This window comes from Streptomyces sp. NPDC058157 (assembly GCF_042884105.1).
In the GTDB taxonomy this organism is placed as follows: domain Bacteria; phylum Actinomycetota; class Actinomycetes; order Streptomycetales; family Streptomycetaceae; genus Streptomyces.
In genome coordinates, this window is record NZ_JBHVUQ010000001.1 from 86,319 (window position 1) to 102,490 (window position 16,172).

The window sequence follows — 16,172 nt, forward strand, 5'->3', positions numbered from 1 at the left end:
AGTGACTGCGGGCTGGTCCGGAGGGGTGCCGGGGACGACACCACGGCCCATAGGGTGAGCGGTATGGCAGGGACGGATCGGGACGAAGGCAGCGCAGAGCGTGCCGCGCTGCGCCGCGCGTTGGACGACTTGGACGCGCGGCTGGCCTCAAGTGCCGATCGTGGGCCCGGGGCTTACCTCCGGTTCGAGCCCTTGGTGGAGAAGCTGCGGACACCGGCAGCCGCGTTCCTGCAAGCGGAACTGGAGGGGCGACTCGCCTGTCACGTCGCCGCGGACGATTCTTTCGCGCGGGACCGAATCAGCCACGCCCTGGCGGGTGCCTGCGGCCAGAAGGCCCTGCCGGCCTTGCTGCGTGCGATGGTCACCGATCGCAACGAGGACGGGGACATGCTGCATGTCGACATCCTCGAACTCTTCGAGGCATGGCCCGAGACCGCGTTCGAGCTGTCCATGGACTACACCGCGTCCGACGATCCGGGTCTGCGGAGGGTCGGCCTCTGGGGCGTCTGCCACTTCGACTCGCTCGGGACCAGGTACTTCGCGCTGGTCGCCGACGCGGCCCGCGACCCGGACCCCGGAGTACGCGCCCACGTGATGACCACCCTCGGCACCGTCTTCGGCCTGGGCGATCCCCCGCGGGCCCTGGACGTCCTGATCGCCGGCACATCCGACGCTGCACCGGAAGTCCGCCGGGCAGCTGTGAGCGCACTCTACGGATCACGCGAAGCCGCGGTCACCGATGCCCTGATCACCTGTGCCGACGACGCCGATCACGAAGTCCGGTCCTGGGCGGCGTGGGCGCTGTCCGGAAGGCCGGCCCCCGAGGTCCGAGCCGCACTCGAACGACTCACGACGGATGAGGAGGCGAACGTACGCGATGCTGCGCGCCAAGCCCTCGCACCGCCGACCGAGTGGCCTTGAACAGCTCCTCGTGCCATGGCCCCGGCAGCCGATCGGGCGGTGTGTACTTCAGCGGCGCCGGAGCGCCGCGGCCACGGCGATCTGGGAGGGGGCGAGGGTGGTCCGCCCGTCCTCCACGTCCCCCAGGGTGTTCTGCAGCAGCCGGCCCAGCGTCCAGCCGGCCGCGCGCTCGCGGTCCGGCCAGCACGTTCTCGTAGTGCAGGTCCCAGTGCAGGAGCCGGCCGCCGGGCTCGTCCACCAGCTCGGCGACGGCCGATGCCCAGGCCTGCAGCCGCCTCCGGTCGTCCGGGTCCGGCAGCGAGACGACGGCCTGCGGCACTGCCGCCGGCATGTCGCGCGCGATGCCGTCGAGACGGCGCAGGCCCGCAGTCCGATCAGCGCGGCAGTCGTCTCCTCGTCTCCTCGCGGGGCATCTGGAGCTTCAGCGCGGCCCTGCCGCCGTCCTCGCGCCGCACCGGCACCACCAGCGAGGCCTCGCCGGAGCCGGCGGCGCCGTCCCGTTCCAGTCGCCACCGGTCGAGGAGCTCCGCGACCAGTGCGGGCGGGGCGGCGATCCAGGCCCGTTCCGCCTCACCGCCGTTCTCCGTGTACGACGTGATCAGGGCGTCGGGGACGTCGATGTCCTGCGGCGGTGTCATGCGGGGGCGGCGCCGGGGCGGGGCGGCAGGTAGTAGGGGCGGTGGTGGGCGGCGACCGGGGGCGACTGGTAGGTCCAGGCGCCGGCGGGCGGGGTGTCGCCGAGCAGGAGCCGGGCATCGCGTCCCAGGTCGTCCTCCTCGGCGTGGACGGTCAGGCCGGCCCGCCCGGAGTGGCCCGGTGCGGTGAGGTCGTACCAGCCGTAGGGCTGGTAGACGTTCATGGGGCCGGCCAGCAGACGGCCCCCCGGGTCGGTTCCGTACCCCGTGACGGGGGCGAGGGCGGCGGGGACGGAGGTGAGGCCGTCCAGTTCCGCCCTCAGGTCGAGCAGCGCTTCCCCGCCCCTGACCAGGGTGCCGTCCGGGCCGGTCGTCGCCGCGTTGCACCGTACGGTCCAGGTCTCGCCCGCCGGGCCGTTGAGGGACGGCAGGCCGGCCTCGAACCAGCCCGGGTACTTGGGCTCCGCGTACAGCTCACGCCCGGCCCGGATGGCGAACGGGTTGTCGCAGACGACGTGGATCCGGGCGATGCCGAGCAGCTTCGTCTGGTCCCAGCCCTGCGCGTACTGGGCGTAGCCGAGGGCGGGCAGCCGGTCGCGGTCCGCCGTCGGGTGGGCGATGACGTTGAACTCGATCTCCTGCGTGACGCCGCCGCCGAACGGGTACTGCGCGAAGTACAGCTGGTAGTTGACCGAGACCAGGGCGCGGCCCTCGAACTCGGCGGCCGAGAGGTCCGGGTGGTGCTTGGCCAGCAGGTCGCGGACCGGGCCCGGATCGACCAGCCAGTCGATGCCGAGCTGGTGCAGCGCCCCGTAGTGGAAGGGCAGCCGGAAGGGTTCGGAGACGGGCGGCAGGGGCAGCGGGCTCATACGGGGACTCCCGGTGTGGCAGGGGGGCCGGCGGGAACGGGCCGGTCGCGGGCGGAGAGTTCGGACTCGACGGCTTCGGCGCTGCGCAGGGCGAGGGCCGCCATCGTGAGGGTCGGGTTGGAGGTGGCGACCGAGGGCATGCTGCCGCAGCCGACGGCGTAGAGGCCGGGGTGGTCCCAGCAGCGCTGGTCGGCGTCGACGACCGAGGTGGCCGGGGAATCGCCCATGACGTGCGTTCCGGCGGCGTGGCCCGCGCCCCGGTAGCCGTAGGTGCGGCCGCCGTACTCGAAGCGGCCGGGCCAGGCCGCGGTGGGGGCGTAGTCGGTGTGGTCCTCGGCTCCGAGCAGCGCGAAGATCTGCTCGGAGACCGCCCGGGCGGCGGCCATGCCGGCCTTGACGTGGTCGTCGAGGTCGTAGGTGACCAGGGGCCTGGGCAGGCCGAGGGCGTCGCGTTCGGTCGGGTGGAGGGTGACCCGGTTGGCGGGGTCTGCCGCCTGCTCCATCTCGAACTGCAGGGCGAACTGGCGGCGGATCCGGTCTCCGGCCGCCCGTCGCAGCTCGGGCCCGAACAGGCCCCGGCCGTGGACGAGTTCGGCGATGTCGGTGTCGACGGGACCCTTGGCCCACACCCAGCCCCAGTTGCCGATCTCGATGCGGAACGGGGCCCGCCGGGCCCGCCCCGGACCGGACCGGAAGCCTTCGAGCCCGGAGGTGGAGCCGGGTCCCCGGTAGGGGCCGGTGGGCTCGGGCAGCAGGCCCCAGGTGAGCAGGACGGGATGGTCCATCAGGTTGCGGCCGACCTGGCCGCTGCGCCCGGCCAGGCCGGACAGGAGCAGCAGCCGGGCGTTCTCCACGGCGTGCGCGGCGAGCACGACGACGTCGGCGCGGGCGACGGACGCCGTCCCGTCGTAGGACCGGTACTCCACTCCGGTGGCGCGGCCGGAGCCGTCGACGAGGACCCGGGTGGCGACGGACCGGTCCCGGAGGGTGACGGACCCGCTCCACCGCCCCTGGGTCTTGAGCGGGGTGTACTTCGCGAACGAGGGGCAGTGCGGGATGCAACTGGCGTTGCCCACGCAGCGGTTGCCGGGGTCGGGGCGCCCGCGCTCCCCCAGCGGGACGTAGCCGCGGCCGTCGTCGTGGTCCGGGTCCGGGACGCCGTTGCGGGCGTGCGGGGTGCCGGTCACGCGCAGCTCGACCTCCCGCAGGGCGACCGGGTCCTTCACCCGGCGCCCGTCGAGGGCCGCGGCGAGGATCCGGTCCAGGTGGCTGGCCGGGATGGGGCGCATGGGGAAGGCGTAGCCGTCGGGGAGCGGCAGGCCGACGTGTCGCCGCTGCTCGGCGGCGTCGGCGGCCACCCCCAGTTCCCGTTCGGCCTCCCGGTAGTGCGGCTCCAGGTCCTCGTACGTGAGCGGCCAGCGCCGCCCGTAGCCGAGGGACTCGGTGTCGAAGTCCTCGGGCAGCATGCGCGGGGCGAGGCCGGTCCAGACGTTGCCGGTACCGCCGTTGACGCGGACGTAGCCGCTGGAGTACGGCAGCGGGCCGTTCTGCGGCAGGTGGCCGCTCGCGCGGAAGCCGGGGGTCCCGTCCGTGCCGGTGAGGTCGGTGACCTCGGGCCAGGGGGCCGCGGGGTGCTCCCGGTAGGCGGAGCCGGGGACCTTGGCCGGCGCGGTGAGGTAGGTGGCGAGGGGGTCGTGTCCGGCCTGCCCCGGTCCCGCTTCGAGGACCAGGACCCGGCGGGCGCGGCGGCCGAGCCGGTGCGCGACGAGCGAACCCGCCACCCCCGCGCCGACCACGATCACGTCGTAGTGGTTCACCGGGCGTCCGTCCTGGTCGGCGGGTGTGCCCAACTGCCGTATCCGGCGGGTTCGGTGGCGGGCGGCGTGAGCCCGGCGGCCTTCCACGCGAGGCCCTGCGCGTAGGCGTGCGGGGAGACCACGAAGGGTGGCGGCCCCGGCCAGCTGCCGGTGTACCACAGGAGGGTGAGGGCGCGGGCCGCGTCCAGGAGGTCCTCCTCGCCGGGCCCGTCCGGGAGTCCCGTCCCGGCCAGCAGCCGCGCGAGGCGGCCGGTTCCGAGCTGTTCCTCGGCCACGCGCCGGTAGGTGTCGCAGAGTGCGGTGGCCTCCAGGTCCTCCGGCGCGAAGCCGGTCAGCCGTGCCGACAGTGCCGAGAAGTCACTCGTGTCATCCCTTGTGCCCACGGAGGCAACGGTGCCCCGCGGCCGACGGCGCCATGCGCCGTTCGTGATGTTGGCCGGTTCCGGTCGGCCGGGGGCGTGATCCGGTCAGGTGTCGGCGCCGTGGGCGGACCGCCCTGCGTCCGGCCTGTCCGGAAGGTCCGCATCGGCAAGGTGGACTTCTTCGGACCGCCGCCGTTCGTCCTCGGGCACGAGTACAGCGGCATGGTGGAAGCCGTCGGCGAGGGCGTCACCCGCTTCGCGACTACCTGCGCGGGCTCGGCGCCGACGAGCTGATCGACTACACCGTGGAGGACTTCTCCGCCCTGCGCGGCATCGACGCGGTGCTGGACACCATCAGCAACGACTACGGCCCGCGTTCCCTGCCCACCCTCAAGCCGGGCGGCATCCTGGTCGACGTCGTCGGCGTCGGAGTGGACCGCACCGAGGTGACGGCCCGCGCCGCCGAACTCGGCGTTCGCTTCGTGGAGTTCTTCCTGGAGCCCACCCCCGCCGTACTGGCCTCCTTCGCCGAACTCCTCGACGCCCACGGCATACGCCCCACGATCTCCCGGACCCTCCCGCTCACCGAGGCCGCGAAGGCCCACGAACTCAGCGAAACCGGCCGGGTACAGGGCAAGATCGTCCTCGTGCCCTGAGGGTTGTCCCGTAAATGATCTCCAAGTTGCCTCGGCCATGCTCGGTGGCCGCGGTCCGCCGGCCTACTCGGCGGGAGCGAGGTTGTACATCCGGGCGATGCGCTCCCGGCGCTGTGGAATGACGAGTCCGGTGCCCGGGTAGCTGCCATCCGCGATCGTGAGGGTCGCCCGACGGCCGCCCTTGGCGCCGGATTCCTCCCACGCCTTGCAGTCGTTGCGGTTCGGCCCGAGGTGGTCGATGATCCGATCTGCTGCCGCCGACTTCGAGACCTCAAACAGCGGGGCGAACTGCCGCATGGTCAGGTTCCTGCGCCAGTACACCGCGACCAGCAGGAACATGCCGCTGTCGGCCTGGTCCTGCCCACACGATAGAAATCAGGCGACCGGGCCTGGCGCGTCATCCAGGATGACCCCATGAGCCAAGACCTTGTGACGTTCCTCCACGCACGGCTGAACGAGGAAGCCGCTCTGGCCCGACGCTGCGACGGCGAGGGCTGCGGGGAGTGGACCGCTGACGGGCACACGGTCGACTTCCGTCAAGGAGCACTCCCCGGCTTCCATCCCACGATCGCCCTGCACGTCGCGCTGCACGACCCGGCTCGCGTCCTGCGGGAGGTCGAGGCCAAGCGACGCGTGCTCTCCCGCCACGTGCTCAGTCCCGCCATGGGCGACCCCGAACTACCGTGGGACAACCGCGATGACTGCCAGTACGACGGCGAGACCTGGCCATGCGATGACCTGCTCGACCTCGCGTCACCCTACGCCGATCACCCTGACCACCCCCAACGCCTTTGAGACGGAGATCGTATAGAGGACAGCCCTTAGCCTGACGTCGCGCCTCGCCCACCACCGGCTCTGCGGCTTTGAACCCGCGGCGTCGGGCGCTCCCGACCTGCCAGGTCGTTCAGGAGGAGCCTGCCCGCCGCCATCCACGGCATCGTTCCTCCGACCGGCCCGTACACCGCTGTCGGGCGTCCGGGATGCCGCGCGGGGGCCGGGCCGGCGCGCTCGCCCTGGCCGGGTGCCGTCCGCCGGGACGCGGTGGCCGCGAGGGGGGTGAGGGGCCGTTCAGGACCGCGCGGTCCTGAACGCGAGGTACCGGCCGAAGGCTTCGTGGCTGTCGGGGGTGAAACGCCACTGCCGCAGGGCCGACCGCAGCTCCGGCTCGGTCAGCCAGCCGTGCCAGGCGACCTCGTCCGGATCCGGGACCACGGCGTCCGGCACCACGGCTTCGTGCACTCCGAGCCAGTGCGGGCTCAGGCCGCCGAGGTTGACGAACGTGAACAGCAGGCGCGGCAGTGCACGGATGCCCAGCTCCTCGGCCAGCTCCCGCGCGGCGGCCTGTTCGTAGGACTCGCCGACATTCGCGGCACCGCCGACCTCGATCTCATAGAGCCCGGGGAAGCGCGACACCCGCTCCGACCGCCGGTGGACGAGGATCCGTCCGCGCTCATCACGACACACCGTCACGGCGACCCGGTGCAGCCAACCCTCCTGGATGGCCTGCCGGCGGCTGACCACCATCCCCAGCACACGATCCCGTTCGTCGACACGCTCCACCAGTTCATCCACGAGGGACACCTTGGCAGAGCCCACCGACAACAGGGGTTCCGCGCGGTCGTCGAATCGTAGGTAGCGGCCCGACGACCGCGGGACCTCAGGACCGCACAGGACGTCGCGGTCAGGAGGAACTCGGGTCAGCGGACCTCGGTGACCCGGTGCTCCTTGCGCGCGCCGCAGTTGGAGTTGTACACCTGCACGTGCACGTTGCCGATGCCCCCGCCCCAGTCGACGCAGTGGCCCTTGCCGTACACGTAGGCCGGGCCCGCGTACGAGGTGTACCGGCCGTAGTCCTCGGCCCGCTCCCTGGTTCCGGGGACCTCGATCCAGAGGGCCATGTCCACGGCCGCACCCGGGTTGTTGCGGATGGTCGCGACGCAGTTCTTGCCGTTCGAGGCGTTGTACGTCAGGTAGACGGTGCCCAGTGAGCCGATGGCGGCCGAGTTCACGGTCTTGTAGGCGCTTCCGCAGACCTTCTGCGGCGTGGTGTTGGGCGCGGCGGAGGCGGGCGCCGCCAGCGCGGTCGTGGCCCCCAGGGCCAGGGCGGCGAATGCGGTGGTGGTGACGACGGAACGGGTGAACCTCATGTTGTCCCCTGATGGTCATCGGAGTCGGTCTCTCCCGCATGCTGGGACATACGGGACGGCCGAACGGTTGCACATCGTCCGCAAATGCCGGGACTTTTCCTCCGGGCGGGCGGCGGCGGTGTGCCCCGTAGCGAGGCCGCGATGTGTTCCGCGAGCATCAGTGTGGGGAGGTGGGTGTTCGCCGATGGCACGTCCGGCATGATCGACGCGTCGACCACCCACAGGTCCTCAACTCCGTGCACCCGGCCGGCCGCGTCGACGACCGCCCCGGCTGCCGGGGAGGGGCCCATGGCACAGGTGCCGACCGGGTGGTGGTAGGTCCACACGTGGGTGCGCGCGAAGCGTTCGACCGCCTCGTCGCCGTCGTCGTCCGGCGCGCTCACCACTCCGGCGGAGAGCGGGCCGAGCGGCTCCGCCCGCGCCGCCCGCCAGGCGTGGCGTACGCCCTCCACCAGCCGCGGCAGGTCGGCGGGGTGCGAGAAGTAGCCCAGGTCGACGCGGGGAGCTTCGAGCGGGTCCGGTGAGCCCAGCCGGACCCGGCCCCGCGAGCGCGGGGTGAGCAGGGCGCAGCCGACGAAGAACGTGGCGCCGGTCGGGGCGGCCGGGTTGTCGAACGGGCCGCCGACGATCAGCTGGAGGTCCGGCGGCCCGCGGTGTTCGCCGGTCCGTGCGCCGTGCAGGGTGCTGTGCAGGGTGGCGACGAGTTGGAAGGCGCGCCGAGGACGTCGTCCCGTCCCCGTGTGGGCGACGTCGATCGAGACCGCGGGGTGGTCGGCGAGGTTGCGGCCGACACCGGGCAGGTCCAGCACCGGCCCGATGCCCAGCGCGCGCAGCTCGTCGGCCGGGCCGAGCCCCGACCGCAGGAGGATCGCCGGGCTGGAGTAGGTGCCGGCCGATACGATCACGCGATCGCCGTGCACGTCCTCCCCGTCGGCCAGGCGCACTCCGGTCGCGCGCCCGCGGTCGAGGAGCACCGAGGCGGCGTGCGCCCCGCCGCGCACGGTGAGGTTGTGCCGCGCCCGGGCCGCCGCCAGGTAGGTCGATGCCGCGCCGAGGCGCTCCCCGCCGACCTCGTTGACCGGGAGCGGGCCCACCCCCACGGCACCCGGAGCGTTGTGGTCGGCGATCTCCGGCACCCCCGTGGACATGATCGCCGCCTGCCCGGCGGCGGCGATGTCGCTGCGGTCCCCGCCCGTGTAGCGGCGGACGGGGACCGGGCCGTGGCCGCCGTGGTACGGCTCGTGGCCGAAGTCCAGGTCGGTCTCCACCGCGACGAACCAGGGCAGCACGTCGTCCCAGCCCCAGCCGGGGTTGCCGTGCGCCGCCCAGGCGTCGAAGTCGTACGGCGAACCGCGCAGGGCGAAGGCCGCGTTGGTGGTCGAGGAACCGCCGATCACCTTCCCCCGTGGCAGGGCGAGGGCCCGGCCGGCCGGGCCGGGCTCGCTGGACAGACCCCAGTCGTGCGAGGCCGTGTGCGGGCCGGAGCCGTCGCGCAGCGCGGCGGGGAGCTCCGCGTAGTCCGGTCCGGCCTCCAGCAGGAGCACCCGCGTCGAGGGGTCCTCGCTCAGCCGCGCCGCCAGCACGCATCCGGCGGCCCCGCCGCCCACGATCACCACGTCGTAGCCGGCCGCCATGATCCGACCGTACGCCCGTGGAGCACGGGGTGCACAGGGAACACAGGGAGCACGGGGAGCACGGGGTGCAGGGGCGGGGAGGCGGCGTTCCGGTGTTCCGGACGCCCCGGCGTCGTGGCGCGGCCGCCGGCCGGGGTGCCCGGGTAGCGGCCGCTGGTGAGGGTGGTGCCCAGTCGAGCCAGGCGGGAGGCGGCGCGGGTGGCCCAGCCGTCGGGCAGGTTCAGCGGCACGGTCACCGTCACCCCGCTCTGCACCGGGTCGCGGACCTCCACCACGAACGGGTCGGCGGCGCGCAGCCGCAGGTAGGCGCTGCGGCCCGCCGCGGGCCAGTCGGTGACCGAGCCGTCCGGCGGCGCGCCGTCCTCCTCGGCGGCGGCGCGGGCTGCCATGAACGCGGTGAGGTCCGCGAGGTCGGCGTCGGTGAAGTGCACCGGCAGGCGCGCGCCGACGACGCCCCGTCCGCGCGAGCCCCCGTTCAGATCAGGGACACTCCGCGGCCGGCGAAGAACCCGGCGAAAGCGGCGACGGGCAGGCTCGCGGTGCGGGTCCGGTCGGTGTGGCCGGACGGGTTGCGGAAGTGGACGGTGTCACCCCGGCGGCCGGTGACGAGCACGAGGTGCCCGCCCTTGCCGGGGGGGCGGGTTCTCGGGCCGGCGGATCTCCCGGTGCACCGAGGCCATCACCAGCCGGCCGGCGTCGAGCAGGGCCAGGAGGTCCGGCACGGGCAGGGTGGGGTGGACCTGGACGTCCAGGCGGTGGACGTCCTGTACGTACCGGGCGAACGGGGCGTAGATCAGGCCCCGGATCGCTCCGGTGCCCGTGTCCTCGGTGTACGCCCCGTATGTCCGTGCGCCGTCGAGGAGTTCGAACAGGCTGGGCGCTTCGCCGCGGCGGGCCAGGAGGGCCATGCGCAGGCAGGCGATGCCGCACATGTGTCCGCACCAGGTGCGGTAGGTGTCAGCGTCGGGGGCCCCGCTCTCGGCCCAGCGGGGATCGGCTCCCTGGTCGTGGCCGTCGTAGACGATCGCGGCGATCAGGTCGGGACTGGCGTACTGGGTGACGGTGGGGAACGGGAGGGGGGAGTCGGGCACGGGACGGAGTCCTTCCGGTGGGCGGGCGGTGGACGGAGGGTCTGGTCCGCGCCACCACGGGAGTTCACCACACCTGATACACGACGCCGGATCGGGGACGCGCGGACCGGGCCCGCGGACGCGCGCTCGCCGTTCCCCGGCCTCCGGGTAGCTTCTTGACCCTCACACCGTGTCAGGCGGTCAACTCGGAGACATCATGTTCACCATCGGAGACTTCGCCCGGCACGGCCGCGTCTCGGTCCGGATGCTGCGTCACTACGACGCGACCGGCCTGCTGCGCCCGGCCCATGTCGACCCCCACAACGGCTACCGCCACTACACCGCCGCCCAGCTCGCCCGCCTCAACCGGATCATCGCGCTGAAAGACCTCGGCTTCACCCTCCAGCAGGTCCACGACATCGTGGACGAGAAGGTCGGGGCCGAGGAGTTGCGCGGCATGCTCCGGCTGCGGAGGGCCGAGCTGGAGACGGCCGTGGCCGCCGCGGGGGCGCGGCTCGTCCAGGTCGAGGCGAGGCTCCGGGCCATCGAGAGTGAGGGGCGCATGCCCGTCGACGACGTCGTCATCAAGAGCCTTCCCGCCGTCCGGGTCGCGGAGTTGACCGCGACCGCCGGGAGTTTCGAGCCCGAGGACATCGGACCGGTGATCGGGCCGCTCTACGAGGAGCTGTTCCGGCTCCTGGGAGCGGCCGGCGTCGCCCCCGCCGGTCCCGGCGTCGCGTACTACGAGGACGCGCCGGAGGGCGGTGGCAGGATCAGCGTCCACGCGGGTGTCCAGGTCTCCGCCCCGCTCCAGGACGGCCCGTTCCGCGTCCTCGACCTGCCGCCCGTCGAGCAGGCGGCGACCATCGTGCACCGCGGCTCGATGGACACCGTGCTGCCCAGCGCCCAGACCCTGGCCCGCTGGATCGACGCCCACGGCTACCGGTCGGCCGGCTACCCCCGCGAGATCAACCTGGAGTGCCCCGAGAACCGCGACGAGTGGGTGACGGAGCTCCAGGCACCGGTCGCCCGGCCCTGAACCACCCGGCCCGGCGGCACGGCGCCTCCCGGTTCGCCGCCGGGAGGCGCCCGCCGCCGGACCGGCCTGGCGGAGCCGGTGGCCGTGCGGGTTACCAGGGTTGGCCGGAGGCGGGGGCGGCCGGGGCCGGCGGTTGCGGGGAGGGGGCCGGGGCGGGGTTCCGGTCCCGCCTCGGGTGCGGGCGGCGGGACCGGTCGTGGAGGGGGTGCAGGGGGCCGGGGAAGGTGACGCCCGTGGAGGCGGCCGCCTCGGCGGGAGCCGGAGCCACGGAGGTCCGGACGGCCGCGTCGTAGGTGCCGGGAGCAGGCGGGGCCGCGTCATACGTGCCGGGGGCGGGCGGGGCCGTGTCCGGAGACCCCGTGGCGGCGGCGTACGGGTGCCGGTCCGGGGCCGGGGCGGCGGGCGGGCCCGTGGGTGTGCGGTGGGGCAGGGGCGGCGGGAAGCCGGCGGCGGTGTGGGGGAAGGGCACACCGGCCGTGCCGGGGTGGGGAGTTCCCCGGGTGCCGCCGACGCCGTCGAGTCCCCTGATCTGTTCGGCGGTGACCGTGTCCGTGACCGTGTCCGTGACCGTGTCCGGGTCGGCTTCGGTGCCGCGGCCGAGGTGGTTGAGGAGGTAGTTCAGCAGGACGGCGACCAGGCAGCCCGCCGTGACCCCGGATTCCAGGATGGTCGCGGCCGGGTCCGGCAGGCGGTCGTAGAAGCCGGGGCTCACGAGGGGGAAGAGGCCGAACGCGAGGGTGACCGACACGGTGACGGCGTTGTGGCCGGTGCCGAGGGAGGCCTTGGCCAGGGTGCGGATGCCCGCGACGGCGACGGAGCCGAAGAAGACCACGCCCGCGCCGCCGAGCACCGGCATCGGGACGAGCGCGACCAGGGAGCCCAGCACGGGGACGAGGCCCATCAGGACCAGGACGGCCCCGCAGAGTACGACCACGTAGCGGCTGCGGATCCGGCTGAGGGCCACCAGGCCGACGTTCTGCGCGTACGCGGTGCTGGTGAACGCGCCGAGGACGCCGCCGAGCGCGGTCGCCAGACCCTGGGCCCGCAGGCTTCCCGTGATCGTGCGGTCCTGGGCGGGACGTCCGGTGACCGCGCCCAGCGCGAGGAGGGAGGCGGTGGACTCCGTCATCGAGACCAGCATCACCACCACGGCGGTGGCGATGGCGGTCGGGACGAAGCTGGGCGCTCCGAACGCGAACGGTTCGGGCAGCGCGAACAGCGGCGCCTGGGTGAGCGGGTCGAGGTCGACCTTGCCGAGGGGGACGGCGAGCAGCGTGCCGGCGAGCATGCCCAGCAGGACGGCGATCCGGCCGAGGAACCGGCCGGAGAGCATCCGGTGGATGGCCAGGGTGATGGCGAGGGTGGCCGCGGCCAGGGCCAGGTTGGAGGGCGAGGCGTAGTCGGCGGCCCGGGCATCGCCGCCGCGGGCCCAGACACTGGCCACGGGCAGGAGCGAGATCCCGACCAGGGTGATGACGCAGCCGCTGACGACCGGCGGGAAGAACCTGACCAGGCGGCAGAAGGCCGGAGCCAGCAGGAGGCAGAGCACTCCGGCGACGAGGGTGGCTCCGAAGACCGCCGGCAGGGCGCCGTCCGGGCCGTCGGCGGCGACGGTGGCCAGGACCGGCGAGACGACGGCGAACGAGACGCCGTTGGTCAGGGGGAGCCGGGCTCCGACGCCGAACACGCCGAGGGCCTGGGCGGCGGTGCCGATTCCGGCGACGAGGAAGGCGGCGGCGATCAGGGTGGAAAGCTGGCCGGGGGTCAGTCCGAGGGCACCGCCGATGATCAGCGGCGGTGCCGTCAGGCCGGCGTACATGCCGGCCACGTGCTGGAGTGCGGCCGGCACCAGGCGGCGGGCCGGGAGGATCTCGTCGACCGGGTGCGGGGGCGCACCGGTGGTCGTGGTTCGGGCAGAGGCGCGGGGCGACACGGCACGTCCTAGGGAGACCGCCCGCCGGCAAGGGGCCACCGGGGGCGTACGGATGGAGGGGAACCGGCGCCGGGGGACGGCCCGGGCCGGTGCGTGACGGCCGGTGCTGGTGCTGCGGGGGTGGGCAGGATCCAGCCATCGGCGATTTCATATCTCGGAAATGTTTTTCCGCTTTGGACGGGACGGGACTCTAGGTAGCGACCCGTCATTCGTCAACTCCCCCAAGAGGCGCTGCCACTTCGGCACACACTTTGTAGGAATCGCCAGTACCGATGGGTTCCAGCCGAGGGAACGAGGCCCCGCCGATGCGGCGAAGCTCATGGTCAGGGCCTATCGCGGCAGGCGATTGCCCACGGAGTCGCCGTCGCGTCACAGGCGGCGTCCGACCGCCCGGAGCGGGCCGCGGCGCCCCTCACCACCCGCCCGGCCCTTGGCCAAATCCCGTTGGGTCCCTACGGTGTGCCGCTATGCCTTCCCCTGGAGATCCATCCGGCCTGCCTCCCTTCGCCCCCGCCCGAGCCGCCGGCGTCCGGGCCGCGCTCGGGCTGACGCTCGATCAGGTCGCCGCCGCGGTGACCGCGTACCGCGGTGAACCCACGCACCCCTCGGTGGTGCACGCCTGGGAGGCCGGCCTCAGCGCACCCGACGACACGCAGGTCAGGGCACTGGCCGCCGCCCTGTGGTGCTCCCCGGTCGACCTCGTCGCGGAAGCCACGACCCTCGGCCAGTGCCGTACCGTCGCCGGACTCTCCCCGGGCGAGACCGCGACCGCGGTGGGTCTGACCCAGGCCCGCTGGGAGTCGGCCGAGCGCCGCAACCGCTGGCAGGGCAGCCCCGCACAGACCTCCGCCCTCCTGCGGACCCTGCGCCCGCCGCCCGCCTGCTTCGTCGCCGCCTGCGGCACGACCGGCCGGCTGCGGATCCTGCTCCGCGAGGCCGTCACCGGCTGGTGGCCCAACTACACCTCCCCCATCAGCCGCATCGTGCCCCTCGCACCCGCCGTGGTGGGCCCCGTCCTCGAACGGCTCCACCTCGCCTACCAGCAACTGGAGGGCGCCGCCGGCGCGTCCTCGCCCCGGGCCGCCGCCGCGGCCGAGGCCCGGGCGGCGGACTTCCTCGAACGCATCGACCTGCACCTGTGGGAGGCGGTCCGCGCCGCGACCGCGCACCCGTACGACGGCTCCCCCTGACCCCGGCTCCCCTTGACACCGGAGCCCCACCATGAGCAACTGGTCCGACTTCGCCGGACGGAGCGGCCCAGCACACATCGTGGACGGATGTGCCGCGGGCCCGTGAACGGCCCGTACGAGTTCCCGGCAGGCCCGGGGCGCCGGGGACACGATCCCCCTTCCGCCCCTGCCACTCGCCCGCTCCCCGCTCCGACCGCTCTCCGGCACCGCAGCCGCCGCCCGCACGGCCACCGGCCGTCCGTACCGCCGCTGCCACCCCGAACCGTCCCGGGCACCTGCGCACCGCGCAGCCGCCGACCGGGCACCAGCCTCCACCGACCGCCGCGCGCACGCTCCACCAGCCGCCGGCAGAAGGAGACCTCCCCATGTCACCCGTTCCCCCTGCCCAGGAACCGGACACGGCACAGGCCGCAGCCGACTCCGGTCCCGCCACCGACACCGACACCGCCCCCGGAGCCGGGGCCGGAGCCGGGGCTGGAGCCGGAGCCCCCTCGCGGCACCCGGTCGACCAGACGCTGCCCCCGCTGAAACTCCTCAGTGCCGGCCTGCAGCACGTGGCCGCCATGTACGCCGGTGTCGTCGCGCCCCCTCTCGTCGTGGGCATCGGCGTCGGACTCTCCACCACCGACATCGCGTTCCTCATGAGCGCCAGCCTGTTCACCTCCGGCATCGCCACCCTCCTGCAGACCCTCGGCTTCTGGAAGGTCGGCGCACGGCTCCCCTTCGTCAACGGCGTGTCCTTCGCAGGCGTCGCCCCCATGCTCGCGATCGCGAAGGCCGAAGGCCCTGCGGACGCCCTGCCCGTCATCTACGGCGCCGTGATCGTGGCGGGGGTCTTCGGATTCCTCCTCGCACCGTGGTTCTGCAAGCTCATCCGCTTCTTCCCCCCGGTCGTCACCGGAACGGTCATCACCCTCATCGGCGTCTCCCTGCTCCCCGTCGCCTTCAACTGGGCCCAGGGCGGCAACCGGCAGGCAGCCGACTACGGGAGCCTGAAGTACATCGGCCTGGCCACGGCCACCCTGCTCGTCACCGTGGCCCTGCGCCGACTGCTGCGGGGATTCCTCAAGCAGATAGCCGTCCTGCTCGGGCTCGTCGCCGGCACCCTCATCGCACTGGCCCTGGGCGTGGCGGACTTCAGCGCCGTCGGCGACGCGGACCTCGTCGGGTTCCCCACCCCGTTCCACTTCGGCGCACCGCAGTTCGCGGCCGCCGCGATCGTTTCCATGTGCATCGTGATGCTCGTCTCGATGACCGAGTCCACCGCCGACGTCCTCGCCCTCGGTGAGATCGTCGACCGGCCCGCCGACGAGAAGACCCTCGCCGCGGCCCTGCGCGCGGACGGCCTCGGCACCGCCGTCAGCCCACTGTTCAACGGCTTCGCCGCCAGCGCGTTCGCCCAGAACGTCGGCCTGGTCGCCATCACCAAGGTCCGCAGCCGCTTCGTCGTCGCCTCCGCCGGCGGCATCCTCATCCTGCTCGGCCTGTGCCCCGCCCTCGCGTCCGTGGTCGCCCTGATACCCCAGCCCGTACTCGGCGGCGTCGGCATCGCCCTGTTCGGCACGGTCGCCGCCAGCGGCATCCAGACCCTCACCGGAGCCGCCCTGGACCGCGGCGACAACATCCTGATCGTCGCCATCTCCCTGGGCGCCGGCATCATCCCCATCGCCGCCCCCGGCTTCTACCACTCCTTCCCGGAAAGCGCCCGCATCGTCCTCGACTCCGGCATCAGCACCGGATGCGTCGTGGCCGTCCTCCTCAACCTCGCCTTCAACCACCTCGGCACCAGCCCCTCCCCCACCCCGCCCACCCGCCCCTGACCCCCACCCGGCCGGGACCCCACCACCCCGGCCGGGCCCGTACGGGTGCTGCCCAAGGGCGCCGGCCGACCTCCGTGTC

15 protein-coding genes and 3 pseudogenes are annotated in these 16,172 nt (G+C 73.6%); 7 read left to right on the top strand and 11 right to left on the bottom strand.

All coding sequences use genetic code 11. From position 1 onward, the window contains the following. Positions 1-63 precede the first annotated feature (63 nt). Positions 64-921 carry a HEAT repeat domain-containing protein gene (locus ACFVXK_RS00335; RefSeq protein ID WP_389608890.1) on the top strand — a complete coding sequence of 286 codons (858 nt, stop codon included), beginning with the start codon at positions 64-66 and terminating at the stop codon, positions 919-921. Positions 922-969: 48 nt separating this feature from the next. Here ACFVXK_RS00335 and ACFVXK_RS00340 read toward each other — a convergent pair. The 4 genes and pseudogenes from ACFVXK_RS00340 to ACFVXK_RS00355 all read right to left on the bottom strand — a co-directional run bounded on the left by ACFVXK_RS00340 (position 970) and on the right by ACFVXK_RS00355 (position 4,625). Beyond that, positions 970-1,559, bottom strand: a pseudogene (locus tag ACFVXK_RS00340) (hypothetical protein). Further along, a complete protein-coding gene (locus ACFVXK_RS00345) occupies positions 1,556-2,425 on the bottom strand; it encodes a hypothetical protein (RefSeq protein ID WP_389608892.1) in 870 nt (289 codons plus the stop codon). Before ACFVXK_RS00345 ends, ACFVXK_RS00340 begins: the two are co-directional and overlap by 4 nt. Next, positions 2,422-4,242: a GMC family oxidoreductase gene (locus ACFVXK_RS00350; RefSeq protein ID WP_389608894.1), complete on the bottom strand. Its 1,821-nt coding sequence runs from the start codon at positions 4,240-4,242 to the stop codon at positions 2,422-2,424. Before ACFVXK_RS00350 ends, ACFVXK_RS00345 begins: the two co-directional genes overlap by 4 nt. Then, a complete protein-coding gene (locus ACFVXK_RS00355; protein ID WP_389608896.1) occupies positions 4,239-4,625 on the bottom strand; it encodes a hypothetical protein in 387 nt (128 codons plus the stop codon). Before ACFVXK_RS00355 ends, ACFVXK_RS00350 begins: the two co-directional genes overlap by 4 nt. A 99-nt stretch (positions 4,626-4,724) precedes the next feature. Between ACFVXK_RS00355 and ACFVXK_RS00360 the strand changes: the two genes are divergently transcribed. Both ACFVXK_RS00360 and ACFVXK_RS00365 read left to right on the top strand, forming a co-directional pair. Next, a complete protein-coding gene (locus tag ACFVXK_RS00360; protein ID WP_389608898.1) occupies positions 4,725-4,898 on the top strand; it encodes an alcohol dehydrogenase catalytic domain-containing protein in 174 nt (57 codons plus the stop codon). An 11-nt stretch (positions 4,899-4,909) separates the two neighbouring features. After that, positions 4,910-5,260 carry a zinc-binding dehydrogenase gene (locus ACFVXK_RS00365; protein ID WP_389608900.1) on the top strand — a complete coding sequence of 117 codons (351 nt, stop codon included), beginning with the start codon at positions 4,910-4,912 and terminating at the stop codon, positions 5,258-5,260. Between the two features lie 99 nt (positions 5,261-5,359). On the opposite strand, the pseudogene ACFVXK_RS00370 reads toward ACFVXK_RS00365, so the two are convergent. After that, positions 5,360-5,593: pseudogene (locus ACFVXK_RS00370) on the bottom strand (transposase family protein); the annotation flags it as partial. An 81-nt stretch (positions 5,594-5,674) separates the two neighbouring features. Here ACFVXK_RS00370 and ACFVXK_RS00375 point away from each other — a divergent pair. Continuing rightward, positions 5,675-6,055 (top strand): DUF6221 family protein, encoded by a 381-nt coding sequence (locus ACFVXK_RS00375; RefSeq protein WP_389608902.1) that lies wholly within the window; start codon positions 5,675-5,677, stop codon positions 6,053-6,055. 273 nt (positions 6,056-6,328) lie between these two features. On the opposite strand, the gene ACFVXK_RS00380 is transcribed toward ACFVXK_RS00375, so the two are convergent. The 5 genes and pseudogenes from ACFVXK_RS00380 to ACFVXK_RS00400 form a co-directional block, all read right to left on the bottom strand. Next, entirely contained in the window at positions 6,329-6,841 is a 513-nt protein-coding gene (locus ACFVXK_RS00380) for an NUDIX hydrolase (protein ID WP_389608904.1), read from the bottom strand. 116 nt (positions 6,842-6,957) lie between these two features. Next, a complete protein-coding gene (locus ACFVXK_RS00385; RefSeq protein WP_389608906.1) occupies positions 6,958-7,407 on the bottom strand; it encodes a spore-associated protein in 450 nt (149 codons plus the stop codon). Continuing rightward, entirely contained in the window at positions 7,404-9,041 is a 1,638-nt protein-coding gene (locus ACFVXK_RS00390; RefSeq protein ID WP_389608908.1) for a GMC family oxidoreductase, read from the bottom strand. Before ACFVXK_RS00390 ends, ACFVXK_RS00385 begins: the two co-directional genes overlap by 4 nt. Further along, on the bottom strand, positions 9,017-9,472 hold the full coding sequence (locus tag ACFVXK_RS00395; protein ID WP_389608910.1) for a DUF5959 family protein: 456 nt from the start codon (positions 9,470-9,472) through the stop codon (positions 9,017-9,019). Before ACFVXK_RS00395 ends, ACFVXK_RS00390 begins: the two co-directional genes overlap by 25 nt. Before the next feature lie 44 nt (positions 9,473-9,516). Further along, a pseudogene (locus tag ACFVXK_RS00400) lies at positions 9,517-10,132 on the bottom strand (C39 family peptidase). A gap of 196 nt (positions 10,133-10,328) precedes the next feature. On the opposite strand from ACFVXK_RS00400, the gene ACFVXK_RS00405 reads away from it, so the two are divergent. Beyond that, positions 10,329-11,150 (top strand): MerR family transcriptional regulator, encoded by an 822-nt coding sequence (locus tag ACFVXK_RS00405; protein WP_389608912.1) that lies wholly within the window; start codon positions 10,329-10,331, stop codon positions 11,148-11,150. Between the two features lie 91 nt (positions 11,151-11,241). On the opposite strand, the gene ACFVXK_RS00410 is transcribed toward ACFVXK_RS00405, so the two are convergent. Next, a complete protein-coding gene (locus tag ACFVXK_RS00410; RefSeq protein ID WP_389608914.1) occupies positions 11,242-13,083 on the bottom strand; it encodes a nucleobase:cation symporter-2 family protein in 1,842 nt (613 codons plus the stop codon). 467 nt (positions 13,084-13,550) lie between these two features. On the opposite strand from ACFVXK_RS00410, the gene ACFVXK_RS00415 reads away from it, so the two are divergent. Then, entirely contained in the window at positions 13,551-14,273 is a 723-nt protein-coding gene (locus tag ACFVXK_RS00415) for a helix-turn-helix domain-containing protein (RefSeq protein ID WP_389608916.1), read from the top strand. A 365-nt stretch (positions 14,274-14,638) separates the two neighbouring features. Beyond that, positions 14,639-16,093, top strand: coding sequence for a nucleobase:cation symporter-2 family protein (locus ACFVXK_RS00420; RefSeq protein ID WP_389608918.1), 1,455 nt, complete (start codon positions 14,639-14,641; stop codon positions 16,091-16,093). Positions 16,094-16,172: the final 79 nt, after the last annotated feature.